Origin of the sequence: Phenylobacterium sp., from assembly GCF_035475775.1 — a bacterium.
Taxonomy (GTDB): Bacteria; Pseudomonadota; Alphaproteobacteria; order Caulobacterales; family Caulobacteraceae; genus Phenylobacterium.
Window position 1 is genome coordinate 29,120 of sequence record NZ_DATIMC010000011.1, and the last position, 26,442, is coordinate 55,561.

General features: G+C 71.4%; 23 protein-coding genes and 1 pseudogene. 15 read left to right on the forward strand and 9 right to left on the reverse strand.

What is annotated here, in order from left to right:
• Positions 1-60: 60 nt before the first annotated feature.
• Positions 61-2,289, forward strand: coding sequence for a TonB-dependent receptor (locus tag VLI41_RS01645; RefSeq protein ID WP_325266311.1), 2,229 nt, complete (start codon positions 61-63; stop codon positions 2,287-2,289).
• Between the two features lie 69 nt (positions 2,290-2,358).
• On the opposite strand, the gene VLI41_RS01650 is transcribed toward VLI41_RS01645, so the two are convergent.
• The 5 genes from VLI41_RS01650 to VLI41_RS01670 form a co-directional block, all read right to left on the reverse strand.
• Positions 2,359-4,344 carry a DUF3604 domain-containing protein gene (locus tag VLI41_RS01650; protein ID WP_325266312.1) on the reverse strand — a complete coding sequence of 662 codons (1,986 nt, stop codon included), beginning with the start codon at positions 4,342-4,344 and terminating at the stop codon, positions 2,359-2,361.
• 43 nt (positions 4,345-4,387) lie between these two features.
• On the reverse strand, positions 4,388-5,398 hold the full coding sequence (locus VLI41_RS01655; protein ID WP_325266313.1) for a HupE/UreJ family protein: 1,011 nt from the start codon (positions 5,396-5,398) through the stop codon (positions 4,388-4,390).
• On the reverse strand, positions 5,395-6,336 hold the full coding sequence (locus VLI41_RS01660; protein ID WP_325266314.1) for a peptidylprolyl isomerase: 942 nt from the start codon (positions 6,334-6,336) through the stop codon (positions 5,395-5,397). The genes VLI41_RS01655 and VLI41_RS01660 overlap by 4 nt, the downstream gene beginning before the upstream one ends.
• A 168-nt stretch (positions 6,337-6,504) precedes the next feature.
• Positions 6,505-7,287 carry an SDR family NAD(P)-dependent oxidoreductase gene (locus VLI41_RS01665; RefSeq protein ID WP_325266315.1) on the reverse strand — a complete coding sequence of 261 codons (783 nt, stop codon included), beginning with the start codon at positions 7,285-7,287 and terminating at the stop codon, positions 6,505-6,507.
• Between the two features lies 1 nt (position 7,288).
• On the reverse strand, positions 7,289-8,086 hold the full coding sequence (locus VLI41_RS01670; RefSeq protein ID WP_325266316.1) for an alpha/beta hydrolase: 798 nt from the start codon (positions 8,084-8,086) through the stop codon (positions 7,289-7,291).
• Between the two features lie 128 nt (positions 8,087-8,214).
• On the opposite strand from VLI41_RS01670, the gene VLI41_RS01675 reads away from it, so the two are divergent.
• Together VLI41_RS01675 and VLI41_RS01680 are read left to right on the forward strand one after the other, a co-directional pair.
• Entirely contained in the window at positions 8,215-9,006 is a 792-nt protein-coding gene (locus VLI41_RS01675) for a helix-turn-helix domain-containing protein (protein ID WP_325266317.1), read from the forward strand.
• Positions 9,007-9,026: 20 nt separating this feature from the next.
• A complete protein-coding gene (locus tag VLI41_RS01680; protein ID WP_325266318.1) occupies positions 9,027-10,112 on the forward strand; it encodes a serine hydrolase domain-containing protein in 1,086 nt (361 codons plus the stop codon).
• Here VLI41_RS01680 and VLI41_RS01685 read toward each other — a convergent pair.
• Positions 10,109-11,359: a hypothetical protein gene (locus VLI41_RS01685; RefSeq protein WP_325266319.1), complete on the reverse strand. Its 1,251-nt coding sequence runs from the start codon at positions 11,357-11,359 to the stop codon at positions 10,109-10,111. The two genes, VLI41_RS01680 and VLI41_RS01685, sit on opposite strands and share 4 nt — an antisense overlap.
• A 148-nt stretch (positions 11,360-11,507) precedes the next feature.
• Positions 11,508-11,843, reverse strand: coding sequence for a Gfo/Idh/MocA family oxidoreductase (locus VLI41_RS01690; RefSeq protein ID WP_325266339.1), 336 nt, complete (start codon positions 11,841-11,843; stop codon positions 11,508-11,510).
• 59 nt (positions 11,844-11,902) lie between these two features.
• Here VLI41_RS01690 and VLI41_RS01695 point away from each other — a divergent pair, with 59 nt between their 5' ends.
• The 3 genes and pseudogenes from VLI41_RS01695 to VLI41_RS01700 all read left to right on the forward strand — a co-directional run bounded on the left by VLI41_RS01695 (position 11,903) and on the right by VLI41_RS01700 (position 13,859).
• Positions 11,903-12,520, forward strand: a complete 618-nt coding sequence (locus VLI41_RS01695; protein WP_325266320.1) for a hypothetical protein — start codon at positions 11,903-11,905, stop codon at positions 12,518-12,520.
• 15 nt (positions 12,521-12,535) lie between these two features.
• Positions 12,536-13,147: pseudogene (locus VLI41_RS16810) on the forward strand (RHS repeat-associated core domain-containing protein); the annotation flags it as partial.
• 109 nt (positions 13,148-13,256) lie between these two features.
• Complete coding sequence (locus tag VLI41_RS01700; protein ID WP_325266321.1) at positions 13,257-13,859, forward strand: DUF416 family protein; 603 nt, start codon at positions 13,257-13,259, stop codon at positions 13,857-13,859.
• Positions 13,860-13,901: 42 nt separating this feature from the next.
• Here the strand turns inward: VLI41_RS01700 and iolG are convergent, their stop codons facing one another.
• A complete protein-coding gene (gene iolG, locus VLI41_RS01705; protein ID WP_325266322.1) occupies positions 13,902-14,888 on the reverse strand; it encodes an inositol 2-dehydrogenase in 987 nt (328 codons plus the stop codon).
• Entirely contained in the window at positions 14,885-15,883 is a 999-nt protein-coding gene (locus VLI41_RS01710) for a Gfo/Idh/MocA family protein (protein WP_325266323.1), read from the reverse strand. Before VLI41_RS01710 ends, iolG begins: the two co-directional genes overlap by 4 nt.
• 94 nt (positions 15,884-15,977) lie before the next feature.
• On the opposite strand from VLI41_RS01710, the gene VLI41_RS01715 reads away from it, so the two are divergent.
• Genes VLI41_RS01715 through VLI41_RS01755 form a run of 9 tightly spaced genes read left to right on the forward strand, consistent with a single transcriptional unit; the run spans position 15,978 to position 26,424 of the window.
• On the forward strand, positions 15,978-17,903 hold the full coding sequence (locus VLI41_RS01715; RefSeq protein WP_325266324.1) for a bifunctional 5-dehydro-2-deoxygluconokinase/5-dehydro-2-deoxyphosphogluconate aldolase: 1,926 nt from the start codon (positions 15,978-15,980) through the stop codon (positions 17,901-17,903).
• Positions 17,900-19,735: a 3D-(3,5/4)-trihydroxycyclohexane-1,2-dione acylhydrolase (decyclizing) gene (gene iolD / locus VLI41_RS01720; protein WP_325266325.1), complete on the forward strand. Its 1,836-nt coding sequence runs from the start codon at positions 17,900-17,902 to the stop codon at positions 19,733-19,735. Before VLI41_RS01715 ends, iolD begins: the two co-directional genes overlap by 4 nt.
• A gap of 2 nt (positions 19,736-19,737) precedes the next feature.
• A complete protein-coding gene (gene iolE / locus VLI41_RS01725; protein WP_325266326.1) occupies positions 19,738-20,637 on the forward strand; it encodes a myo-inosose-2 dehydratase in 900 nt (299 codons plus the stop codon).
• A gap of 1 nt (position 20,638) precedes the next feature.
• The gene (gene iolB, locus VLI41_RS01730) at positions 20,639-21,451 is read left to right on the forward strand and encodes a 5-deoxy-glucuronate isomerase (RefSeq protein WP_325266327.1); all 813 of its coding nucleotides are present in this window, start codon (positions 20,639-20,641) and stop codon (positions 21,449-21,451) included.
• Positions 21,448-22,794, forward strand: coding sequence for an MFS transporter (locus VLI41_RS01735; protein WP_325266328.1), 1,347 nt, complete (start codon positions 21,448-21,450; stop codon positions 22,792-22,794). Before iolB ends, VLI41_RS01735 begins: the two co-directional genes overlap by 4 nt.
• Entirely contained in the window at positions 22,794-23,594 is an 801-nt protein-coding gene (locus VLI41_RS01740) for an inositol monophosphatase family protein (RefSeq protein WP_325266329.1), read from the forward strand. The genes VLI41_RS01735 and VLI41_RS01740 overlap by 1 nt, the downstream gene beginning before the upstream one ends.
• A gap of 16 nt (positions 23,595-23,610) precedes the next feature.
• Positions 23,611-24,654 carry an ABC transporter permease gene (locus VLI41_RS01745; RefSeq protein ID WP_325266330.1) on the forward strand — a complete coding sequence of 348 codons (1,044 nt, stop codon included), beginning with the start codon at positions 23,611-23,613 and terminating at the stop codon, positions 24,652-24,654.
• On the forward strand, positions 24,651-25,436 hold the full coding sequence (locus VLI41_RS01750; protein WP_325266331.1) for an ATP-binding cassette domain-containing protein: 786 nt from the start codon (positions 24,651-24,653) through the stop codon (positions 25,434-25,436). Before VLI41_RS01745 ends, VLI41_RS01750 begins: the two co-directional genes overlap by 4 nt.
• Before the next feature lie 10 nt (positions 25,437-25,446).
• On the forward strand, positions 25,447-26,424 hold the full coding sequence (locus VLI41_RS01755; RefSeq protein ID WP_325266332.1) for a substrate-binding domain-containing protein: 978 nt from the start codon (positions 25,447-25,449) through the stop codon (positions 26,422-26,424).
• Positions 26,425-26,442: the final 18 nt, after the last annotated feature.

Sequence of the window (26,442 nt, forward strand, 5' to 3'; positions counted from 1 at the left end):
CGGCCGCGCGAACGTCGCGGCGACCGGCTCCGGGTTCGGAGACTGGGAAGGGGGAGGCAGATGGTGCGGAATGCTCTTTTCGCCTGCGCTTCGGTGCTGGCGCTGGCGACGATCGGCGGGGCGACGGAGGCGAAGGCCCAGACGGCCGCGGCCCGGCTCGCGCCTCAGGACGCCACCGAGGTCGGCGAGGTCATCGTGACCGCGCGCAAGCGCAACGAGCGCCTGCGCGACGTGCCGGTGTCCGCCAGCGTGGTGGAAGGCTCGGAAATCGCCCAGCGCGGCGGGTTGCAGGGGGTGAAGGACCTGGTCACCTCCCTGCCGAGCGTGGCGTTCGGCGACACCAGCACGCCGCTCACCTCCGAGATCTCGATTCGCGGCTCGGGCACCAGCCGCGGCACCAGCGCCGAGAGCGGCGTCGGCCTGTATCGCGACGGGGCCTACGTGGGCGGCGGCGCCCAGGGCGGGCGCACCTTCAGCCGCTTCGACCTGTTCGACGTGAGCCAGATCGAGGTGCTGCGCGGCACCCAGGGCGCGCTCTACGGCCGCGACGCGGTGGGCGGGGCGATCAATGTGATCACGGCGCGGCCGACCCCCACCTCCTCGGGCTATCTGAGTGCGAAATCGGGCAATGTCGGCCTGACCGAGTTCGAGGGCGTGCTGAACCAGCCGCTCACCGAGCACCTGTCGTTCCGGTTCAGCGCCGACGACATGAAGCAGGCCAAGGGGTTCTACTTCAATCCGGACCTCGACAAGTACATCGACGCCCAGTCGACCTACGCCTACCGGGCGCAGCTGCGCTACGACAACGGGCCGTTCGACGCCAACCTGATGTTCGAGCACGCCAAGAACAAGTATCCGGCGCTCAACCTGCAACTCTGGGTCCAGCCGAACCCGTCGGAGCCCAGAGGCATCTTCATCGAGCCGATGTTCGAGCGGCCGCACAATTTCGAGGACTCCGACACCGATCAGGTGAACGACGTCGAGTTCGCTTCGCATTACCAGTTCGGTTTCGGGACGCTGACCTGGATCAGCCTGTGGCGCGAACGCAAGGACCTGCAGCAGTTCGACAACGACATCATCGATCCGGGGCTGCTGGCGCAGATCCGCGCCGCCGGCCTGCTCGCGCCCGGCGTCTCGCTGGAGACCAACGGTACCCAGCAGAACCACGGCAGGACGCGCAGCTTCAACCAGGAGCTGTATATGACCGGCGACTTCGGGACGCGCTGGAAGTGGCTGCTCGGCGCCGAGTACCTGCACCTGCAGGACGGGGACACCATCACCACGACGCGCACGCCCACCAAGGCCAACCCCTCGACCGGGACCGTGTCGATATCCGCTCAGACCCTCGACTCCTGGGCCACCTACGGCAGCCTGGAGTATGACTTCACCGACCAGCTCAGCGTGACGGGCGAGCTGCGCTACACCAAGGACGAGAAGCACTTCGACGCCAATCAGTTCAGCAACCCCGGCCTGGTCGCCGTGGCGGGCAAGCTGGTGGACGCCAGCTTCAACCCCGACAATCTGTCCTACGAGCTCACCGGGGCCTACAAGGTCTCCCCGGAATGGATGGCTTACGCCAAGGTGGGCACGGGCTTCAGGGCCGGCGGCTTCAACAGCAATCTCGGCAACCCGCTGCAGCCGATCCCGATCCCGGTCAGCTACGGCAACGAGGAGACGACCACCTACGAGGTCGGCGCCAAGGGCAATCCGGTGCGCCAGATCTACCTGACCGCCGCCGCCTACTGGACCGACGTATCCAACCTGATCATCCAGACCGACAATGGCTGCAAGGCGACCAATCCGGCCTGTCCCGTCGCCGCGACCCCGTTCGCGACCAACGGCGGCGAGGCGCAACTCTGGGGGTTCGAGGCGGAGGCGACGATCAATCTGCCGATCGCCGGCGGCGACCTCACCGCCACGGTCGGCGGCTCGCGCCAGAGCGGCAAGATCACCAGCGGCGAATTCAGCGGCGACCTGCCGCCGCAGCTTCCGAAGTGGCTGGCCTCGGCCAACGTCAACTACAGCCATCCGCTCCCGGCCGGCGCCGTCGGGTTCGCGAACCTGCTCTATTCGGCGCGCTGGGGCGGGGTTCAGGAGATCGAGCAGACGCCTGAGCTGCACGATTATCAGATCGTCAACCTGCGGGCCGGCGTGCGTCGCGACCACATCGAAGCGGCGCTGTTCGCCAACAACCTGTTCGACGTGACCTATCTGACCTTCGAGGCCACCAGCGCGCGACGCTGGAGCGAGCCCAGGACCTATGGCGCGCAGATCAGCTACCGCTGGTGATCTCCGCGAGCTGACCGCGTCAGCGGGGTTCGGGCCGGCATCCGGCCCGAGCCCTGCAATCGGCGCCGCTCACGACCCGGCGTGGAAGCCGGCGGGGGTGAACCAGATGGGCGAAGACCAGGCGCGCTCCTGGATGGTGGCCGGCGCGCGCTTCGGGATCGGCAGGCCATTCCGCAGCGCGACGAGGGTGGTCCAGCGAGGCGTGGGGATCTCGAGCGCCCGGGCGTAGTAGACGGCCGGGACCTCGGGGTCGAAGTCGGGATCCTGCCACACGCGGATCAGCGACGCCGCGCCGATGGCGTTGGTGTACTTGCCGGTCTTCAGGTCGACGGTGTTCCCCACCGGCGGGGCGTGGCCCCTGGCGTCGGGCTTGCGGCCGCCGGAGAGCGCCACGTCGTAGACCTTCTCCTTGTAGCCGCCATGGTCGAGCCAGACCTTGATCACCTGGATGCGGTCGAGGTTGGCCCCGTCCGGATCCTTGATCGCCTGCAGCACGAAGCGGGGCGCGCCGGCGCGGGCGGGCTTGGCCGGCAGGTCCGAGCCCATCGGCACGCCTTGCGCGTAGGCCTGCGACACCCAGCCCGCCTTGCGCACCAAGACGGGATCGAAGCCCCAGCCGCCGAACATCCGAAGCCGGATGCGGGTGCCCGACGTCGCGAAGGTCTCCTTGCGCTTCAGCGCTGCGAATATCGAATTGCGGGTGTTCTCCTCCGCCCAGACGCCAGTGATCGAGGGCGCGCTGAACTGCAGCGGATCGTTCTCCCGCTGGCCGCTGGGCCGGACGCCCGGGGCGGCTTCGTTCATGCCGAGCGCGGCGCGCGCGGCGGCGCCTCGGGGGAGCATGGTCTTGGGGTCGAGCCCGCTGATCCGGCCGGCGTAGGCGTTCTCGTCGCTGGCGGTCAGGCCGTTGTGGATGTCCGAGCCGCCGACCACGCCCATCTTGAACGGATTGGCGCCCACCTTGGCCTGGACCACCAGCCCCCGCCCCCAGGCCTCCCGGACATAGGAGCCATGCTGGTTGGGCTTGGTCTCGCCGCGGTAGATGCGGTCCATGATCTCGAAATTGGCGAACTCGTCCTCAGGCGAGAGCTCCGGGGTGGTCTCGGAATCGCCCTTGGTCTGGGCGATCTCCACCAGGGGCTCGTTGAGCGCCCGCTCCAGGGCGTAGGCCTCGTCGATCGGCCGCCCGTCCGACATGTTCCAGTCGAAGTCGTGGCCGTCGCTGAGGTTCGCGTTGTGCGGGATCGCCAGCACGTCGATGCCCTGCCGGCGCACCGACTCCAGGTACTTCCAGAGATCCTCGGGATGGTCGGACTGGATGGCCGTGAACGGCGTCGGCCCGTGATCGGCGTTGAAGATCACATTGCGGTGCATGTGGGTGCCGTAGCCTGCCGTGGCCGTCCACTCGTAGGCCACGAAGGTGGTGAACTTGCCGGGCTGGTAGTTGTCGTCCGCCGCCTTCATTTCGCGGGCCCAGCCGTTGGACGCCGCCGCTGCGGCCTTCAGGTCAGCGTTGGCGGGGGTGCCTGGGCTGCGCGACATGCGCTCCACCATCATGAACCCGCCACGTCCGGCGGAGGTGAGCTTTTGGCCCGTCGGACTCTTCGAGAAGGCGCTGTTGGGATCGGCGAGCTGATTCATGGCGCCGAGGTATTCGGCATGATCTGTCACCGCCGCGAAGTCGAGCGGCCATGCGCGCCGGGCGGGGACGTCGCCGGTCGCGTGCAGGCCCTGCTCGATGGCCACCTGCTCGGCCGGGACCATCACCGTCTGCCCACGGGCGAACTTGTAGGCGGCGTCGGGCAATAGCCGGGTCCCGAACGTCCACGCGTCCAGCGACATCGCCGTGTGCAGGTGGAGCTCGCCGAAGAACGCGCGGCGCGCCTGCGGCGGCACGTCGGTGCGGTAGGCCGCATTGGGCGCGGTCGAGGTCTCCGCATGATGCGGCAGGGGCCGCGCCTTGGCCGCGCCCGCACCATTCTGGGAAACGGCGAACGCGCCGCCGGCCAGGGCGAGAGCGGAGGCGGAGGCGATCAGCAGCGCAGCGAGCTTCACAGGCAGTCTCCCCTTGTCTGACGTTGCGCAGCGGCCCGAGGGTTCATGACGCCAACCCGAAGAAGGCGACGCTGCATTGGATGGCCCAGCAGGCTCCGAAGCCGCCGATGGCGTAGGCGGGGGCGAGCGCCAGGGGCCTTGGCCAGCTCGCCACGAGCAGGCGCAACCCCCGCCGGACGGCGAACACCGACGCGATGAACATCAGCTGGCCGATCTCCACGCCGATGTTGAACAGCACCAGGGCGATCAGCAGGTCGTGCCGCGCCAGGCCGAGCGAGGTCAGGCCGCTGGCGAAGCCCGCGCCGTGCAGGAGGCCGAAGGCGAACGCCACGACATAGGGATAGCGGATCGCGAGACTCGTCTCGCCGCGCTGGGCTCGCAGGGCCTCGGGCGCGACGAACAGGATCGAGAGCGCGATCAGCGCATCCAGGAGCTCATTGGGGATCGCGATCCGGCCCAGGGCGGCGGCGGCGAGCGTGAGGCTGTGGGCGATGGTGAAGGCGCTGACCGTCTTCAGCAGGGTCCAGCGGTCGCGGACCATCAGCACCAGCCCCAGGATGAACATCAGGTGGTCCGCGCCGGTGAGGATGTGCTCGATGCCGAGCAGGACGAAGGCCGCGACTCCGACCGGGGCGGCGGAGCGCAGCGAAACGCGAAGGCTCGGCGACTCGGGCCGCAGCATGGTGTCGAATCCGCGCCCGTCGGACGGCCGGATGCGGACGAAGACGTCGGTGATCGTGTTTGCGAGCCCTTCGACCGAGAGGGTCTGACCCTCCAGCGCGCCGGGCGTCTTGGCCTGCACGTTCCAGGTCCGGATCACGAACCCGGCCGCGGCGTACTCATCGGCCGGCGGCTGCTCGAGCCAGCCGCCCGAAAGGTGCGGCACGAGGTGCAGCGCCAGCTCGCCCGTCGCCGGCTGTTTCCAGGTGATGCGGTAGGCGGCGGGGCCGGTCTGGTCGATCTCCAGGTAGGCGGGCCTGACCTCGTGCGCCGAAGCCGCCCATGCGAAGCCAAGCGCCAGGAAGAGCGCGAGCGCGAAAATCCGGCGCCTCATCGGCCCGTCTCGCGGCCGTCGCCCACCACGGTGAAGCGGCGGGCCAGCGTCTCGAACGCCTGCGCATTGGCCTGCGCCTGCGCCGCCTGCAGATAATCCAGGCGCACCTGGTCGCGGACCGCCGCCAGCGGCGGCCGCGTCGGCGGCTGCCGGGCATCGATGTAGATCAAATGCCAGCCATAGCCGGAGCGGTAGGGGCCGAGCCAGCGGCCGACCGGCGCCTGGAACACCGCCTGGGCCAGCGGCGTGCGCCCGAACAGCCGATCGACCTGCTCGGGCTCATAGGCGGAGAAGTCGTAGAGGTCGGGAAACGGGTCGCCACGTTCCGGCGCCCGCGTCAGGCCGCTCGGAAGCGTCCGCAGGACGGCCGCCGCCCGGGCCCGAGCGGCGGCCTCGCCGGCGTCCGTGGCGAAGTAGATGTGGGTGAAGCTCGCCCGGGGCGGCGTCAGGTAGCGGCTGGCGTGGGCGTCGTAGAAGGCCTGCAGCTGCGGGGCGGTGGGCTCGGGCGGCGGGTTCAGATCCTGCATCAGGAACTGCATCTTCTGGATCACCCGCCGGCGGACGATCTCGTCGTCGCGGTCGAGCTTCAGCGCGAGGCCCTGGCGATAGAGCATCTCGTCGTGGACATCGCGCCCGACGATCTGCCGCAGCGTCTGCGGGTCGGGCCGGGCCCCGAACTGCAGGGCGTAGTCGTTGGCCAGCTGCGCGACGTGCCGGGGCGTGACCTCGATCCGATAGAGACTGGTCTGGCGGTGGTAGATCTCCCCGATCGCGAACAGCACGAGACCGGCCGCCACGAAGTGGACCAGCGGCTCCGAGGCGATGCGGCGCAGCGCGCGCGCGAAGGTGCGCCAGCCGGCCGGCTTGCGCGGCGGCGGTCTTGGGTCTCGCACGCCGTTGCCCGCCCGACGCTCGCGCAGGGTGTCGAGCACGCTCATCGCCCGACTTCCGTCGTCACGCGTCCGGTCGCGACTGAAGATCGAACGCCCACGAGCCGCCCCCGAACCGACCGCGCCAGCCTAGCCAAGGCGAGGCCAGACTAGCGCCCGCCGGGGAGCGTGACAGCCGAATGATCACCGGGTTCCGGCATGCGGAACGGCGTCCGATCAGAACGCCTCGCCGTGCGCCTCGAAGTAGCGCTGGTAGGCCGCGCCGCGGCTGGTCAGGAAGCCGCAGTCGACCGGCAGATAGACCCCGGTCACGGCGCGCGCGGCGGGGCTGGCCAGGAACCAGCACACCTCGGCCACGTCAGCCGGCTCGACGACGCGCTGCAGCGGCAGGTTGCGCGCGGCGGCCTGCTGCTGCGCCGCATCGACCGATCCGCCGCCCATGCGGTTGGACATCGGACCCGGGCCCACCGCGTTCACCCGGATGTTGCGCCGGCCGAGCTCGAAGGCGGCGTGGCGCACCAGGCCGGTGATCCCCGCCTTGCTGGAGGCGTAGTGCACGCCGCTGAGATAGGCCACGTGCTCGGCCGCCACGGACGAGACGATGGTGATCGACGCGCCGGCCGGGGACGCGTGCGCCGCCACCGATTTCAGGCTCAGGAAGGCGCCCGTCAGGTTGACGTCGATCACCCGCCGCCAGGCCGCGGCGTCCATCTGCGGAATGGTGTGCCGGCTGGCGACGCCTGCGGCGCAGACCGCGGCGTCCACGCCTCCGCGCCGCTCGGCCAGCCCGCCGATCGCGGCCTCGACAGCGCTCGCGTCGGTGACGTCGCAGACCAGCGGCTCGGCGCTCAGGCCGCCGGCGCGCAGGCGTTCGGCGCTCGCCTGCGCGCCGGCCTCGCTCGCATCCAGGACGCCCACGTGGGCGCCGCCGCGGGCGAACCGCTCGGCGACGGCGGCGCCGATCCCCGATCCCGCCCCGGTGACAACCGCCGTCTCCATCTCAAGCGCCTCCTGGCGGGCCGGCCCGAGCCCCATCGGCGCGGGCCTCCACGTCCTCGAGAAACCGCCGCAACAGCTGCGCCACGAGATCGGGCCGGTCCAGGATCGAGCCGTGCCCGGTCATCGGCATCGCCTCGAAGCGGGCGGCGGGGATCTCCCGCGCCATCCGCCGGGCGCCGGCGAGGTTGGGATCCTGTTCGCCGCAGGCCACGAGCGTGGGCGCGGCGATGGCGGAGAGGCCCTCGGTCCACGGCGGCTCGCGCCGCAGCGCCAGGGCGGCGAGCCCGGCGCCGGCCGGATCGCGGCGTGCGAACCAAAGCCGGTCCACGGCTCTCGGTGCGAGGCCCGCCGCGAGACGCAGCTGCGCCGCTTCCGCGCTGCCCGCCTTGCGCGCGGCATCCGGCGCCGGCGGCCCCGCGGTCGCATCGAACAGGGCGAGGCTCCGCACCCGGCCCGGCGCGTCGAGCGCGATGCGGACCGCGACGCGCGAGCCGAAGGCCATGCCGCAGACGTGCGCGGCGCGCGCGCCGCAGGCATCGAACACCAGCAGGGCGTCGCGGGCGTAGGTCGCAAAGCTGTGCGTCTCGGGCGCGCCGGGGTCGCTGTCGCCTTCGCCGCGGCGGTCGTGGCGCAGCACGCGCCAGCGGTCGGCGAGGTCGGCGGCCAGGCCGTCCCAGATGCTCATCGCGGCGGTGGCCATGGTGCACAGCGCCACCACCGGAGCCTCGGAAGGTCCGTCCAGGCGCCAGGCGATGCGGGCGCCGTCCGGCGCGAGCAGATGACCGCTGCGGCCCGTCACCTCCGGTCCTCCCTCCGCGCCGGTTCAGCCGCGACAGCTAGCCGAAACGCGGCTGTTCCGCGAAACGAAATGGCGTTATTCCAAGAGGCGGAATTTGAGTGATCGGTCTTCGATCGGATCGGCTCGTCATGGACAAGGATGCTCAGGTCCACACGGTCGCCAAGGCGCTGGCGATCCTGGAGGCGCTGAACCAGAGCCGCGTCATGCCGCTCGCGGCGCTGCACGAGGCGACGCGGCTGCCGAAGTCCTCGCTGGTGCGCCTGCTCGAGACGCTGATCCAGGCGGGCTACGTCGTCAGGGTCTCGCGCCGGGACGGCTATGCCCTGACCGAGGCCGTGCTGCGGCTCTCCTCGGGCCTGCGCCATCGCGACGTGGTGGTCGATCTCGCCCGTCCGCTGATGGAAGCCTTCACCCGCCAGCACAAATGGCAGGTGTCGCTGGCCACCGCCGAGCGCGACAGCATGGTCGTGCGGTTCACGACGCGTCACATCAGCCCCTTCTCGCGCGAGCAGAATTTCCTCAACCGCCGCGTCCACATGATCCAGAGCGCGGTGGGCCGGGCCTACTTCTCGTTCTGTTCGGAGGAGGAGCGCGGCTATATCCTGGGCGTCCTGCGCGCCTCGGGCGACGAGCTCGCGATCCAGGAGGACGCCGGCCATCTCGCCGCCATCGTGGCGCGGACCCGGGCGCGCGGCTACGCCACCATCCGCCGCCCGAGATCCAATCCGACCCAGAGCTTCGCGGTGCCGCTGATTCACCCCGAAACCGGCAGTCCGGTCGGGGCGGTGACCTTTTTCTACTACCGGTCGGCGATGACCGAGGCCCAGGCGGTGGAGCGTTACCTGGCCCCCGTCCGCCAGCTGGCCGATGAGATCGTAGCCAAGCTGGCGCGGTTCTGCGAAAGCGCCGAGGCGGCCTGAGCCGCAGGCGAGGGCGCGCAATGCCGACACGCAGGGACTTGCTGGCCACGGGAGCCGGTCTGGCGGCCGCCGCGGCGTCGGGCGCAGAGGCGGCGGCCCGGGGCGCCTACTGGCCGGGGGCTTCCGACTGGGCCAAGGCCGCGCCCGGTGAGGCCGGCATGGACCCCGCGCGCCTCTCCGCCGCCCTGGACGCGGCCATGGCGGACCGCAGCGTCGGCCTGCTGGTGCTCCGCGGCGGACGCATCGTCGCCGAGCGCTACGCGCAGGGGACCGGGCCCGCCTCCCCGCACCAGATCGCCTCGGCGGCCAAGAGCGTGGTCTCGGTGCTGGTCGGCGTCGCGATCGACGAAGGCAGGATCCGCGGCCTCGAGCAGAGCGCGGCCGATTTCATCCCGGCGTGGCGCGGCACGCCGAAGGCGGCGATCACCCTGCGCCACCTGCTCACCATGACCAGCGGGCTGGATATTCGCGGCCTGAAGGTGCGCGGCATCACGGGCGACCAGTTCGCCCTCGACGCCGCCGCGCCGCAGATCGCGCCGCCGGGAACCGTCTGGGCCTATGCGACGCCGATGTTCCACCTGCTCTACCATGTGCTGGAACGGGCCACCGGCGAACCGTTCCAGGCCTTCGCCCAGCGCACGCTGATCGGTCCGCTCGGCATGGCCGACACCACCTGGGTGACCGGCGCCGGGCAGGGCGCGATGGGGCCGGTGACCAACTACTATACGGCCTCGTGCTCGGCCCGCGACCTGGCGCGGTTCGGCCTGTTCGCCCTGCGCGGCGGCCGCTGGAACGATCGCCAGCTGGTCAGCGCCGCCTACATGCGCGCGGCTGTCTCACCCTCGCAGGCGCTCAATCCGGCCTACGGGCTGCTGTGGTGGGAGAACGCCGAGCCCGGCCGCGGCGCGGCGCCCAGCGAACAGGCGCCGCATTACATCTTCGAGGGCGCGCCGCGCGACGCCTTTGCGGCGCTGGGGGCCGGCGGCCAGGCGGTCATGGTCGCGCCTTCGCGCGATCTGGTGGTGATCCGCCAGGGATATGCGCCGGCGCCGGCCATGCTCGCGACCCTGCTGGCCGCGGTGTGCGCCTCGGCGACACGCGCCTAGGCCAGGGCGCGGGCGACGAGCTCGCGGAAGCCGACCGCGGCGGCCAGTGTCGCCTCGGGCGCGAAGCAGCGGGCGTCGTCGGACGCCACGTGATGGAAGCGGTGGCTGCCGAACACGCCGGCCACCCGCGGATAGCCCTTCGCGAGGATGCCGGTCAGCTCGCCGGCCGAGCGCCCCGGATGGGCGATGAACGGCCGCTCCAGCCCAGGTTGCCCGCGAAACGCCTCGGCCGCCACGCCGGCGAGATCCTCGGTCACCATCAGGATGCGTTGCGAATCGGCGCCCGGCAGCGGTGTCAGCGCCGCGAGCGCGTTCCAGTCGCGCGCGGCGACGTTCGCGCCCAGGTGCAGCCAGAGCGCGGTCTCGGACGGCGGCGGCGCCGCGGCGGCCAGGAAGCCGCCGGAGCCGAGGTTCTCGTACTCGTGCCCCGACGTGCACAGGAACACCAGGTCGTGGCGCGGCAGGGCGGCCGGCGCCCAGCGCAACAGGGCCAGCCACGCGGCGACGCCGCCGCCCCGCTCGCCGGCGCATCCGAACCAGCCCGAGCGCGGTGTCGACACCACCAGCGGCCGCCCCGCCCCGCGCTCCAGCCGGCCGACGAGATTGAACGCGGGCCTGCGCCCGCCGTGGCCCGCGACGGTCAGTCTGCCTCGCTCGCCCCGCTGCCCCGCCGCCAGGAAGGGAGCCGCGTCCTTGGGGGCGAGGATCGCCACCGGCCCGGGAAACAGCGGCTCGGCCGGCGCATTGAGCGCGATCGCCTCGCCGGTCGGTCCCGTGGTCACCAAGATGACTGCGGCCGCGCCGGCGGCGAAGGCGGCCAGCGCCGGCCCCTTGACATCCGGCGCCGTGGCCGTGGACCAGCGGCGGTAGGGGAGGACGACAAGGGCGATCGCGTCGTCGCAGCGGGTTTCCGGCGTGGTCCAGGGCGCACGGACCGCGAGCGGACCGGCCAGGCCTCCGGGTCCGGTCGGGCTCACGATCGGCTGGGGGATGACCGCGGCGCGGGCTCCGCCCGCCTCCAGGGTCGCCGTGTCGGCCTCGAAATAGGGCGCCTCGAAGACCTGGCGCTCGACCCGCAGGCCGGCCGTCTTCAGTTCACCTTCGAGCCATGCGCCGCAGGCCTGGTCGCCCGCGCCCCCCGAACGCTTCACGCCGAAGGCCAGGTAGCGGTCGAGGTCGTGAGTCATCGGCTGGATGGCGAACACGCTGGACGCCGGGGCGGCCGCGCCGGGCGGGCCGGCCGTCATCGCCGCCGCGCTCCCTGCCAGCAACCCCCTTCGGGATGGGCCCGCTCCACCTCGTCTCCTCATGCGCTCCGCCATGCGTCTTCGCGGCTTCGTCGCATCCAGCGGAGATCCGGGCAATCCCTCGCGCCGAGCGCCCGCCCTGGCCGGCTCAGAGGCGCACGGGACGGCCCGTGCGCACCGACTCCGCGGCGGCCTCCGCCAGGGCGAGCGCGGCGAGGCCGTCGGCGTAGCCGATCCGCGGCTCGGCGCGGCCGCGCACGATCTCGGCGAAGTGCGCCATCTCCTGGCGGTAGGCCTCGCGGTAGCGCTCCAGGAAGAAGTTCTGGAAGCGGTCGGCCTGCGCCCCCGTTTCCGTCCACACGCGGGTCGTGCTCTCGGTGAGGTTGTCGGCGCGCACCATGCCACCCGAGCCGTAGGCCTCGATCCGCTGGTCGTAGCCGAAGCCGGAGCGGCGGCTATCGCAGCGCCCCCGACCACGTGACAGTGCACTTTACTCTGGCCCGCGGGCGTGCGGCCGCGCTTCCGGGTCACCCTGCTGGACAAGTGTCCTCGCTCACCCATTTCGATCCGTTCGTCTGGAAAGGCCAGCCCTCGACCGCCACCAACGACACGGCCGATGGGCTGAACCGCGTCTCGCGGTTCACGACGCTCGCGGGCGGGTACGATTCCAATGGCAACCTGACCAAAGATGGCGTCCGGACCTACACCTACGACGACGAGAACCGGCTGACGGGCATTCCGACGGGCCCGGTGACCACGATTGAAGCCTACGATCCCTTGGGCCGCATCCGGGCGCGCAACACCTCCGTCGTGGGCCAGGTGTACATGCTCGAGGAGGGCGATCACCTGATCGCCGAGTACAACGCAAACGGCCTCATTTCCTCCGGCGGCAACCCGGCCAACCCTCCGCTTCGGCGCTATGTCTACGTGCCGGGGCAGAACGAACCGATCGTCTGGTACGAGGGGACCACGCCCTACTGGCTGCACGCCGATCGCGAAGGCTCGATCATCGCGTGGTCGGATGCGTCAGGCGTGGTGACGGGTACGGGCATCAACCGCACCGCCAACTACGGACCCTACGGAGAATCCTCCACCGCCAACATGCCGAGGTTCGGCTACACCGGCCAGGCGTTCTGGTCCGAGAGCAACCTCTACTACTAAAAGGCCAGGCTCTATTCGCCCGCGCTCGGACGGTTCCTGCAGACGGACCCGATCGGCTACGAGGCGGGCGACACTAATCTTTATGCCTATGTAGGAGAGGACCCTGAGAGCAAGACGGATCCGAACGGCCTTTCCGGCCTAACATTATCGCAAGACTTCTGGCTGGCACTGTCTGGCGGGCGCGAAGACAACGGCCAGGATTACGTCCGAGGGGTTGCGGGCGAGCTCTGGGATGGAATCCAGGGTGGCGCTTTTGCCGAGCTGCCTGGGGCCGCTGTCGTTTCCGGCGGCCGGGCCGCAACTATGACAGCCGAGCAAGCTGCTGCGCGCGCCGGCGAAATCCAAGGGGCACTTGACGATATTGCGCAATCGAAACGAACGACTGCTGTACTCGTAACGTCTGGCGGGCAACGTGTAGTCGCGGCCGGCGGCCATGACCTAGCGCCAGCTCAGCGCGCCATGCTAAAATCGGGCGAGACCGCAGCCAAGCTGAAGGAACAACATGCGGAAGTAACTGCTTTGGAGCATGCAGCTGCGATAGGTGCCAAGCCGCAGGCATTGGGCACGAGTCGCGCAATCTGCCCTGCCTGCGCCCAAGCTATTGAAAAGTGTCTGGGGGACGCTTGACTGGCGCACGTACAGCGGAATGGCCGAAAAATTCCCAGCCCAGGCCACCGCCGGTTGTTAATGGCGGCGGCTGAGTAAGGCGGAGATGTTGCGATTCCGAGAAGAAATATTGAAAGCGCAACTGGCGGCTGTAAGTCAGAAAGCTAGTGTAGTGTTTGCGGCGTGTTGTGCTTCTCGTCTTCTAGCGCCATATGAAACTTGCCAAGAAGAGATTGCCCCTCTTGGTGGTAACTTGCTCAGACCAGCCATTGATAGACTATGGAATTTCGTTGAGGTCGGGGAGCAAGCCGAATGGAAAGCCCTAGCTATTCAACTGGTCGCCGCCATTCCTGACGAGGACATTAACCTCACCTTTGGTCATTGTGTCATCGATGACGCATTGGCAGCCACCGCTTACGCCATTCAAGCGGCCTCAGGCCTGGGCGTGCAGAACGCAGTTTACAGTGGCAGAAGACTGTATGAAACCGTGGATCGATTCGCTGGATTGTCATTCAACATTACAGAATTCACCGACGTGGTCGAAAGAAATGTCCTCTCTCATCCAGTTGTTCAGATGGAACTTGAGAGACAATGCATTGACGTAGATGTATTGGTGCGTTCGACTGACGAAATGTTGCCTGATCTTGCGCGCGAACTTCATGAAAGGTCCACCGCAGCGAGCGCGCTACCCGTAGATGATCTTCGGCGTTTGGCTCAATTCGCTGCCATATGACGAGTATTAACATTGGAGTGGCCGCGTACCGGCAGTGGATTGTCAAAGTCGCACCACCCCGCCGGTGCTGACCGACTCCGCGGCGGCCTCCGCCAGGGCGAGCGCGGCGAGGCCGTCGGCGTAGCCGATCCGCGGCTCGGCGCGGCCGCACACGATCTCGGCGAAGTGCGCCATCTCCTGGCGGTAGGCCTCGCGGTAGCGCTCCAGGAAGAAGTTCTGGAAGCGGTCGGCCTGCGCCCCCGTTTCCGTCCACACGCGGGTGGTGCTTTCGGTGACGTTGTCGGCGCGCACCATGCCGGCCGAGCCGTAGGCCTCGATCCGCTGGTCGTAGCCGAAGCCGGAGCGGCGGGAGTTGGCGATCACGCAGAGCCGGCCCGAGGCGGTCCTCAGCACCGTGCGGGCGGTGTCCACGTCGCCGGCCTGGCCGATCGCCGGATCGACCAGGCAGCTCCCCCAGGCGAACACCTCGGTGGGCGCCTCGCCCATCAGCCAGCGGGCCATGTCGAAATCGTGGATCGCCATGTCCTTGAAGAGCCCGCCCGAGACTTCGACGTAGGCGATGGGCGGTGGGCCGGGATCGTTGGAGGTGATCTGCAGCGTCTCGAGCCCGCCGATGCTCCCGTCATCGAGCCGCGCCTTCAGCGCCTCGAAGTTGGGATCGAAGCGGCGGTTGAAGCCCAGCAGCAGGCGCGCGCCCGCGAGCTCCGCCGCCGCCTGTCGCGCCCGCGCCAGGTCGAGGTCGAGGGGCTTCTCGCAGAAGATCGCCTTGCCCGCGGCATGCGCCCGCCGGCAGATGTCGAGGTGGGTGTCGGTGGCGCTGGCGACGACCACCCCGGCGACCTCCGGATCGGCGAGCGCCGCCTCCAGCGTTCCCGTCCGGGCGCCGGTCCGGCGGGCCAGCGCCTCGGCGGCCTCGGCCACCGGATCGACGATCCAGGCGAGCGCCAGGTCCGGATGGGCGGCGATGTTGGCGGCGTGGATCTGGCCGATCCGGCCGGCGCCGATCAGGGCGAGCTCGCGGGGGCTCATGCCCGCGCCTCCGCCAGCCGCACCGGCGCGCCCGTGGCGACCGAGCGGGCCGCGGCTTCGGCGAGCGCCAGGGCCTGCACGCTGGCCGCATAGCCGGTCGCGGGCTGCGCGGCCCCCGCCAGCACGTCGGCGAAGTGCTCCATCTCGTTGCGGTAGGCCTCGGCGTAGCGGCTCATGAAGCCCGGATGGCGCGGCGCGGCCTTGGCGCCCGGCTCGCCCCAGACCTCCACCGAGTCCCGGCCGAAGTCGCCGGCCCGCGCCATCCCGGCCGAGCCGAACGCCTCGATGCGCTGGTCGTAGCCGCAGCCGGAGCGGCGGGTGTTGCTGATCACCACCAGCCGCCCCTTGGCGTCGCGCAGCAGCACGCGGGCGGTGTCGACGTCGCCGGCCGCGGCGATCGCCGGGTCCACCAGGCAGCTCGCCCAGGCGAACACCTCGACGAACGGCTCGGGCGCGAGCCATGAGGCGGTGTCGAAGTCGTGGATGGTGAAATCCTTGAACAGGCCGCCGCTGGTCGGGATGAAGTGCGCGGGCGGGGCGGCGGGGTCGTGGTTGACGATCTGCAGGCTCTCCAGCTCGCCGATCTCGCCGGCCTGGAGGCGCTCGGCGAGCGCTCGGAAGTGCGGATCGAAGCGGCGGTTGAAGGCCACGAACAGCGGCGCCTTCGCCCGGATGAACTCCGCCTCGGCCCTCTTCAGCGTCGCGAGGTCGAGATCCAGCGGCTTCTCGCAGAACACCGCCTTGCCGGCCGCCAGCCCGGCGCGCGCCAGCGCCAGGTGCGCATCGGCCGAGGCGGCGACGATCAGGCCCTCGACGCCTGCGTCGGCCAGCACCTCATCGAGGCTGGCGAGCCGCGCGCCGACCGAGGCGGCGATCTCAGCCGCGTCCGGCCGCGGATCGACCAGGTAGGCCAGATCCAGTCGGGGATTTCGCGCCGCGTTGCGCAGATGGACCGAGCCCATGCGTCCCGCGCCGATCTGGGCGATCCTGTGCATCGCCCCTTGTAGGGACCGGACCTTGACCGTGACAAGAAGCCGTGTCCCGGATGGTCGCCAGGACGCCGCAGAGCGTCGCGGGAGGAGGACGGACTTGGCCGAGGACGGCAAAACGCTGGACCTCCTCGCCATCGGCCGGTCGAGCGTCGACCTCTACGGCCAGCAGGTGGGCGGCCGGCTGGAGGACATGGCGAGCTTCGCCAAGTACGTCGGCGGCAGTCCGACCAACACCGCCGTCGGCGCGGCGCGGCTCGGCCTTGGGAGCGCCCTGCTCACCCGCGTGGGCGCCGACCACATGGGCCGCTTCATCCGCGAGCAGCTGGCGCGTGAAGGCCTCGACGTCGCCTCGGTGCTGACCGATCCGGCGCGGCCGACGGCGCTGGTGATCCTCGGCATCCGCGACCGGGAGACCTTTCCGCTGATCTTCTATCGCGACAATTGCGCCGACATGGCGCTGAGCGAGGCCGACGTCGACGAGGCGCAGGTGCGCGCCGCCCGCGCCGTGCTGATCAGCGGCACCCACCTGTCGCAACCCGGCGTCCGCGCCTGCTCCGTCCGCGCCGCCGAGCTCGCCCGCGCGTCGGGCGGCAAGGTGGTCTTCGACGTCGACTACCGCCCGGTGCTCTGGGGGCTGACGGCCAGGGAGGCGGGCGAGAACCGCTTCGTGGCCGACGCGGCCGTGACAACGGCTCTCCAGGCGGTGCTGCCGCTCTGCCACCTGATCGTCGGCACCGAGGAGGAGATCCATATCCTGGGCGGCTCGACCGACACCATGGCCGCGCTGCGCGCGATCCGCGAGCGGACGCCCGCGCTCATCGTCTGCAAGCGCGGGCCGCATGGCTGCGCGGCGTTCCCGGGGGCGATCCCGCCGAGCCTCGACCAGGGCGTGACGGGGCCGGGCTTCAGCGTCGAGGTGTTCAACGTGCTGGGGGCGGGCGACGCCTTCATGGCGGGGTTCCTGCGCGGCTGGCTTCGCGACGAGCCCCTGGAGCGCTGCTGCGAGCTCGCCAATGCGGCCGGGGCGATCGTCGTCTCGCGCCATGGCTGCGCGCCGGCCATGCCGACCTGGCCGGAGATGCAGGCCTTCCTGGCCAGACCCGACCGGCCGCATCGCCTGCGCGAGGACGCCGAGCTGGAGCATATCCACTGGGCGACGACGCGATCTGGGACCTACGACGAGCTCATGGTCCTGGCCATCGACCACCGCAGCCAGTTCGAGGCCCTGGCGCAGGAGCTGGGCGCGGGCGCCTCGGCGATCTCGGACTTCAAGCGCCTGGCGCTGCGGGCGCTCGACCAGGTGGCCGGCGGCGACCCGCGGTTCGGCATCCTGCTGGACGGGCGGCATGGCTTCGAAGCCCTCTGCCAGGCCGCGGACTTCCGCTACTGGACCGGCCGGCCGATCGAGGTTCCGGGCTCGCGGCCGCTGGCGTTCGAGAGCACGGCCGACGTGGCGACGGAGCTCGCCGAATGGCCGCTCACCCACATCGTCAAGGTGCTGGTCCGCAGCCATCCGGACGATGAGCCGGAGCTGCGGGCGCGCCAGGAGCGACAGCTCCTCAGGCTGTTCGACGCCTGCCGCAAGACCCGCCACGAGCTGCTGGTCGAGATCGTCCTGCCCGCTGACCTGCCGGCTGACGCCCGGACCACGGCGCGCGCGATCGAGCGCCTCTACGCGAACGGTATCAAGCCCGACTGGTGGAAGCTCGAGCCGGCCACGGACCCCGCCGCCTGGCGCAATATCGAAGCCGCCATCGAGGCGGCCGATCCCTGCTGCCGCGGGGTCCTCGTGCTTGGCCTCTCGCAGCCGATGGAGGCGCTGGCCGCCGCCTTCGCCGCCGCGGCAGGCTGCTCGATCGTCAAAGGTTTCGCGGTGGGCCGCACCGTCTGGGGGGCTGCGGCGCGGGCGTGGCTGGCGGGCGAGATCGATGACGCCGCCGCCGTGCGGACGCTGGCCGAGCGCTTCGGCCGCCTCGTCGAGACCTGGCGGCGGGCCCGCGCCGCGGTGGGCGAGGCGGCATGACCACGCTCCGCCTGACGGCCGCCCAGGCCGCGGTGCGCTATCTCGCAGCGCAGGACGTGGAGCTGGACGGCGGGACCACGCCGTTCTTCGCCGGCGTCTGGGCGATCTTCGGCCACGGCAACGTCGCGGGGTTGGGCGAGGCGCTCCATGCCGCCCGCCAGAGCCTGCCGACCTACCGCGCGCACAACGAGCAGGCCATGGCGCACGCGGCCATCGCCTACGCCAAGCAGATGCGGCGCGAGCGGGCGATGATCTGCACCAGCTCGATCGGCCCGGGCGCCACCAACATGGTGACCGCCGCCGCCCTGGCGCACGTCAACCGGCTGCCGGTGCTGTTCCTGCCGGGCGACGTCTACGCCGGCCGCGGCCCCGACCCTGTGCTGCAGCAGGTGGAGGCCTTCGGCGACGGGACCGTGAGCGCCAACGACTGCTTCCGGCCGGTCTCGCGCTACTTCGACCGGATCGCCCGGCCCGAGCAGCTGCTCGCCGCCCTGCCGCGGGCGCTGGCGGTGCTGACCGATCCGGCCGAGTGCGGCCCGGTGACGCTGGCCTTCTGCCAGGACGTGCAGGCGGAGGCCTGCGACTGGCCGGAGGGCTTCTTCCGGCGGCGGACCTGGGCCATCCGCCGCCCGCCCGCCGGTCCGCGCGAGGTGGCGGCCCTGGCGGATCTGCTGCGCGGCGCCAAGGCCCCACTGGTCGTGGCCGGTGGCGGGGTGCTCTATGGCCGCGCCGAGGCGGCGCTCGCGGCGTTCGCGGCCCGGACCGGCGTCCCCGTCGCCGAGACCCAGGCCGGCAAGGGCGCGCTCGCCTGGGATCATCCGGCGGCGCTGGGCGGGATCGGGGTGAGCGGCACGTCGGCGGCCAATGCGGCGGCCGCGGAGGCCGATGTGGTGGTGGGATTCGGCACTCGGCTGCAGGATTTCACCACCGGCTCGCGGGCCCTGTTCGCCAACCCCGGGCGGCGGCTCGCGCAGGTCAATGTGGCGGCCTTCGACGCCCACAAGCACGGCGCGCTCGCGGTCGTCGGCGATGTGGGAATGGTTCTCGACCGACTGGCGGCGGCGCTGGGCGACTGGCGCGCGCCGACCGGCTGGACCGCGCGCAATGCGCAGGCGGTCGCGGCCTGGACCGCGGAAGCGGACCGAGCCATGGCGGCCACCAGGGCCGAGCGCCCGTCCGACGCCCAGGTGATCGGGGCCGTGCAAGGCGGCCTCGAGGCCGATGCTGTCGTGGTCTGCGCCGCGGGCGGCCTGCCCGGCGAGCTGCACCGGCTATGGCGGCCCAGGCGGCCCGGCGGCTATCATCTGGAGTACGGCTACTCCTGCATGGGCTACGAGATCGCCGGCGGATTGGGGGTCAAGCTCGCCGAGGCCGATCGCGAGGTGGTCGTGATGGTCGGCGACGGCTCCTACCTGATGCTCAATTCCGAGATCGCGACCTCGGTGGCCATGGGCGCCAAGCTGGTGATCGTGGTGCTCGACAACCGCGGCTTCGGTTGCATCGGCCGCCTGCAGCAGGCGACCGGCGGCGCGCCATTCAACAACCTCTTCGAGGAGGCCGCGCCCCGCATCGACTTCGCCGCCCACGCGGCCAGCCTCGGCGCGACCTCCGAGCATGTCGCCGGCCTCGCCGAGCTCCCGGCCGCCCTGGTGCGGGCAAGGGCCAGCGATCGCACCCACGTCATCGTCATCGACACCGATCCGAGCCTCGCCACCGAGGCCGGCGGCGCCTGGTGGGACGTGGCGGTCCCCGAGGTCTCCGAGCGCGCCGAGGTGCGCGCCGCGCGGTCGGCCTACGAGGCGGCCCTGCAGAGCCAGCGGCGGGGGGACTGACCGTGCCCGTCCGCTTCGGGGTCAGCCCGATCGCCTGGATCAACGACGACATGCCCGAGCTGGGCGGCGACACGCCCGTGGAAAGGGCGCTCGCCGACGCCCGCGACCTGGGCTTTGCCGGGATCGAGCTCGGCGGCAAGTTCCCGCGCGATCCGGCGGCGCTGAAGCCGCTGCTGGCCGGCTACGGCCTCGACCTGGTCGGCGGCTGGTTCAGCGGAAACCTGCTGGCGCACGACGTCGAGGCCGAGATCGCCGCGGCCGCCGATCACCTGGCGCTGCTGAAGGCCATGGGCTCGCGCGTCTTCATCCACGCCGAGACCAGCAATGCGATCCACGGCGATCGCGGAACCCCGCTCAGCCGCACGCCGCGCCTCGATCCCGCGGACTGGACCGCCTTCGGCCGGCGGCTCACCGCCTTCGCCGAGCATGTCGCGGGCCACGGCCTGCGCTTCGCCTATCATCATCACCTCGGCACCGTGGTCGAACGCCCGCAGGACCTCGACGCCTTCCTGCGCGCCACGGGCGAGGCGGTCGGGCTGACGCTGGACGCCGGCCACGCGGCGCTGGGCGGCATCGATCCCGCGGCGGTCATCCGCGCCCACCCCGAGCGGATCGCCCACGTCCACTGCAAGGACGTGCGGCCGCAGGTGTTCGCGAGCGTCCGCGCCGCTGACGCGAGCTTTCTGGACGGCGTGCTGGCCGGCATGTTCACCGCGCCCGGCGACGGGGCGCTGGATTTCGCCGAGCTCATGCGGGCGCTGGCCGAGATCGGCTACGCCGGCTGGATCGTCGTCGAGGCCGAACAGGATCCGGCGCTCGCCGATCCGCGCCGGTACGCTAAGCTGGGCCTGGCGACGCTGGAGCGCGCCGCCGCCGCCGCCGGCTTGCAGAAGGCTGCCTGAGATGACCGACCTCCTGGTCCGCAAGCATGCGCCCGATCCCACAGGCGTGGTTGTGGAGGTGACGCCTGAGAGCGCCGGCTGGTGTCACGTCGGCTTCAAGGCGGTCGAGCTGGCGCCGGGCGCGCGGGCCGAGGGCGGCGAACCGGGCCGCGAGGCCTGCCTCGTGGTGCTCAGCGGAACCGCCGACATCGCGGTGGGCGGCGAGAGCTTCGCAGGGCTGGGCGGCCGCGCCAGCGTCTTCGAGGACAAGGCGCCGGGCGCGGTCTATGCGCCGGCCGGCGCGCGCTGGACCGTCACCGCCAGGACCCCCGTCGAGCTCGCCGTCTGCACCGCGCCCGGAACCGGCGGCGGCGCGCCGCGGGCGATCGCGCCTGGGCGGATGAGCCGCGAGGTGCGCGGGCAGGGGACCAACACCCGCCACGTGCGCAACATCCTGCCGGAGAGCGAGCCCGCCGAGAGCCTGCTCGTGGTCGAGGTGATCACCCCGGGCGGCCACTGGTCGAGCTATCCGCCGCACAAGCACGACACCGCGACGGCCGAGCAGGAGACGGCGCTCGAGGAGACCTACTACCACCGCCTCGACCCGCCGCAGGGCTTCGCCTTCCAGCGGGTCTACACCGACGACCGCAGCCTCGATCAGACCATGGCCGTGCAGGACGGCGACGTCGTCATGGTGCCACGCGGCTACCATCCGGTGGGCGCGCCGCACGGCTACGACCTCTACTACCTGAACGTCATGGCCGGGCCCGAGCGTCGGTGGATCTTCCGCAACGATCCGGCCCACGACTGGATCGCCCGAAAGGCGCCGGCGTGAACGCGCTCGCGGCCCTGTTCGCGCCCACCGCCGCGAGCCCGTCCGCCGTCGAGGACGGCAGCGTCGATGCGCTCTATCGCCGGAACCGCTTCCGCCTGATGGTCGCCCTGACGCTGGGCTACGGCCTCTCCTACACCTGCCGGCTGACCATCGGCGTGGTGAAGAAGCCCCTGATCGACCACGGGATCTTCACCGCCACCGAGCTCGGCCAGATCGGCTCGGCGCTGTTCTTCGCCTATGCCTTCGGCAAGCTGTTCAACGGCTTCCTGTCCGACCACGTGAACGTGCGCCGGTTCCTCGCCTTCGGCATCTTCGCCTCGGCGCTGTGCAACTTCGGCATGGGCGGCTCGACCGCGGTGCTGCCGGCGGCCCTGTTCTGGGGGCTGAACGGCTGGTTCCAGAGCATCGCCGCGCCGGCCAGCGTGGTGGCGCTCACCGCCTGGTTCTCCAACCGCGAGCGTGGGCGGATGTACGGCGTCTGGAGCACCGCCCACTCGCTGGGCGAGGGGCTGAACTTCCTGGTGATCGGCTCGATCGTGGCGGTGTTCGGCTGGCGGTTCGGCTACTTCGTGCCGGCGACGCTCTGCATCCTGGTCGCCGCCGGCGTCTACGCCTGGGTCCGCGAATCGCCGGCCACGCTCGGGCTGCCGCCGGTGGCCGACTGGCGCAACGACCACTGGGAGGGCCCCGCCGCGGCCAAGCCGGAGGCGGGCGTGCTCGCCACCCAGCTCTCGATCCTGAAGATCCCGACGGTGTGGATCCTCGCGCTGGCCAGCGCCGCCATCTACGTGACCCGCTACGCGATGAACAGCTGGGGCGTGCTCTACCTGCAGGAGGCGCGCGGCTACAGCCTGCCCGCGGCCGGCAGCCTGCTGTTCGCCTCGACCATGGCCGGGATCGTGGGCGCGATCGCCTTCGGCTACATCTCCGACCGGCTGTTCGGCGCCCGCCGGCCGCCGGCCAACCTGCTGTTCGGGCTGATGGAGCTGGCGGGCCTGGGGGTGATCTTCTTCGGCCCGAGCAACACGCCCGTGCTGCTCGCCGGCATGATCCTGTTCGGGCTCGGCATGACCGGCCTCGTGACCTCGGTGGGCGGCCTGTTCGCCACCGACATCTGCCCCAAGAAGGTGGCCGGCGCGGCCATGGGCCTGATCGGGGTGTTCAGCTATCTCGGCGCGGCCATCCAGGAGCAGGTCTCCGGCGTGCTGGTGGACCGTGGCACGACCCTGGTGGGCGGCGTCCGGCATTACGACTTCGGCCCGGCCATCGCCTTCTGGATCGGCGGCTCGGTGGTCTCCCTGGTGCTCGCCACCAGCCTCTGGCGCGCCAGGCTGAGGGACTGATGGCCTCGGCCCTGCTGGAGATCATGATCGAGGCGGCCCGCATCGCCGGCGAGCGCCTGCGCCAGGATTTCGCAACCGCCGCCCACGTGGAGGTGACGTTCAAGCGCCCGGCCGATCCGGTCTCGGCGATCGACCTTCGGGCGGAGGCCACGCTGCAGCGCCTGCTGCATCAGGCGCGGCCGGCCTACGGCTTCCTCGGCGAGGAGGGCGGCGCGGTCGCGGGCGAGGATCCGGAGCATCTGTGGGTCGTCGATCCGCTGGATGGCACGGTGAATTTCCTGCGCGGCGTGCCGCTGTTCGCGGTCAATGTGGCGCTGGCCCGCGCCGGCGAGGTGGTGGCAGGCGTCACCTACGCGCCGATGTCCGGCGAGATGTTCTGGGCCGAGGCGGGCTGCGGCGCCTTCCTGAACGGCGAGCCGATCCGCGTCTCGCAGGTCGCGCGCCTGGAGGACGCGGTGGTCGCCATCGGCATCCCGTTCTCCAGCAAGCCGCGCCACGCCCAGTTCGCCCACGAGATCGCCCAGCTGACGCCGCGCGTCACCAATGTGCGCCGCCTGGGCGCCGGGGCGCTGGACACCGCCTATGTCGCCTGCGGCCGGTTCGACGCCTACTGGGAGCAGTCCGTCGCCGCCTGGGACATGGCCGCGGGCGCGGTGCTGGTGCGTGAGGCGGGCGGCGTCGTCACCGACACGCTGGGCGGCCCGCTCGACCTGATGGGCGGCGCCTGCCTGAACGCGACGCCCGGAATCCACGCGGCCCTGCTCGAGGTGCTTCGCCCGATCGAGGAGGCCCAGCCGTGAGCGGGACGCGCCCGCCATGACGGCGCAGGTCGGGCACACGCCGGCCGTGCAGGCCAGCGCCCCCGCAGGGCGCGCCGCCCGGCGCTGGGCGAGCCCCGAAGCCGGCGCGCTGGTCGGCGCGATCGCGGTCTATGCCTTCTTCTTCGCCGTCGCGCCGCCGTTCCGGGACCTCGCCTCGCTGGCCAGCGTGCTCTACGTCAGCTCGATCTACGGCATCCCGGCGCTCGCGGTGGCGCTCCTGATGATCGGCGGCGAGTTCGACCTGTCGGCGGGCGTTGCGGTGGTCTCCGCCGCGCTCCTCGCCTCGATGCTGAGCTTCGAGCTCACCGCCAACGTCTGGGCAGGCGTGGGCCTGTCGCTGATCGCAGCCCTGGCCATCGGGGCCCTGAACGGCCTCGTCGTGATCCGCACCGGCATCCCGAGCTTCCTGGTGACGCTCGGCACCTTCTTCATGCTGGGCGGGCTGAACCTCGCCGTCACCCGGCTGGCGACCGGCAGCGTCGCCACCCACGACATCTCCGACATGGACGGCTTCGCCGCCGCCCGCGCCCTGTTCGCCTCCAGCCTCGCCGTGGGCGGGATCGGGCTGCGCGTGACGGTCCTGTGGTGGCTGGCGTTCGCAGGGGGCGCGGCCTGGCTCCTGCGGCGCTCGCGCTACGGCAACTGGATCTTCGCGGTCGGCGGCGCGCCGGCCGCGGCGCGGGCGGCGGGCGTGCCGGTCCGCCGGGTGAAGGTCGCGCTGTTCATGGGCGTCGGCTTCGCCGCCTGGTTCGTCGGCATGCACCAGCTGTTCGCCTTCGACACGGTCCAGTCGGGCGAGGGCGTCGGCAAGGAGTTCTACTACATCATCGCCGCGGTGGTCGGCGGCTGCCTGCTGACCGGCGGCGCCGGCTCGGCCTGGGGCGCGGTGCTGGGCGCGCTGATCTTCGGCATGACCACCCAGGGCATCGTCTACGCCGGCTGGAACCCGGACTGGTTCAAGTTCTTCGTGGGCGCGCTGTTGCTGATCGTCATCCTGCTGAACGCCGGCGTGCGACGCTGGCAGGCGCTGCGCCGATGAGCCCGCCGCTTCTCAGCCTCACGGGCATCGGCAAGCGGTACGGGGCGGTGACCGCGCTCGCCGGCGTCGACCTGGAGGTGGCGGGCGGCGAGATCGCCTGCGTGCTCGGCGACAACGGGGCCGGCAAGTCGACGCTGATCAAGATCATCGCCGGGCTGCATGCGCCCGACGAGGGCCGCCTCGAGGTGGATGGCCGAGCCGTGCGCTTCGCCTCGCCGCGCCAGGCGCTGGCGCTCGGCATCGCCACCGTGCACCAGGACCTCGCCATCGCGCCCCTGATGCCGGTCTGGGCCAACTTCTTCCTGGGCCGGGAGCGGCTGATCGGCCGCGGTCCTCTGGCGCGCATGGACGTGGCCGCGATGCGCGAGATCGCGCGCCGCGAGCTCGCCGGGATGGGCGTCGACCTGCCCGACGTCGAGCGGCCGATCGGGGCGCTCTCGGGCGGCGAGCGCCAGTGCGTGGCGATCGCCCGCGCCATCGACGTGGGCGCCCGGGTGCTGGTGCTCGACGAGCCCACCGCCGCGCTCGGCGTCAAGCAGGCCGGCGTCGTGCTCCGCTACATCGCCGCCGCCAAGGCGCGCGGCCTGGGCGTGGTCTTGGTCACCCACAATCCGCATCACGCCCATGCGCTGGGCGACCGCTTCCTGCTGCTGCAGCGCGGCCGCAGCCACGGCTGCTTCGCCAGGGAAGAGATCGGGGTCGACGAGCTGGCCCGCCGGATGGCCGGCGGCGCTGAGCTCGACCGGCTGGCCGAGGCGCTGGGCGAGGGGACCCCCGGATGACGAGGCGCTGATGGACCGCAAACGGAAACTCGCACCCGTCGGCCTGGCGGCGCTGGCCGCCTTGGCGCTCGCGAGCTGCAGCGCCAGGGGCGGGAAGGGCGCCGCGGTCGCCAGGTCCGCCGCCTCGCCGATGACCATCGCCATGATCACCCACGCCCAACCCGGCGACACCTTCTGGGACATCGTGCGGCGCGGCGCCGAGGCGGCGGCGGCCAAGGACAGGGTCACCCTGCGCTACGCCAGCGATCCGGACGGCGGCGGCCAGGCGACGCTCGTGCAGAACGCTCTCGACAGCAAGATCGACGCCATCGCCGTCACCCTCGCCAAGCCCGACGCGGTGGGCCCGGCGGTGCGCAAGGCGGCAGCGGCCGGCACGCCGGTCGTGGTGTTCAACGCCGGCATCGACCGGTGGAAGGCGGACGGCGCGCTCAGCTACTTCGGCTCCGACGACGACCTGGCCGGCGAGATCGCGGGCCGGCGCGCCGCCGCCGAGGGCGCGAAGCACCTCCTCTGCGTTTCCCAGGAGCAGGGCCACGTGGCCCTGGAGGCCCGCTGCGACGGGCTGAAGCGCGGCTTCGGCTCGGGGCGCTACGACAAGCTCTACGTGCTCGGGACCGACATGCCCTCGGTCCGCTCGACCATCGCCGCCAAGCTCCGGCAGGACCCCTCGATCGATCTCGTGGTGACGCTCGGCGCGCCGTTCGCGCTGGCGGCGATCGATGCGGTCAAGGACGCCGGCAGCCGCGCCAAGGTGGCGACCTTCGACACCAACCCGCAGATCCCCGCCGTCATCCGCTCCGGCGCGCTGCAATGGGCGATCGACCAGCAGCCCTACCTGCAGGGCTATCTCGCGGTGGATTCGCTGTGGCTGCAGAAGACCAACGGCAACGTGCTGGGCGGCGGGGCCGCGGTGCTGACCGGCCCCTACTTCGTCGACAGGAGCAACGTCGAGCGCATCGCGGCCTTCGCGGCCCTCGGGACGCGCTGAGCGACTGCGGCGAAGCTC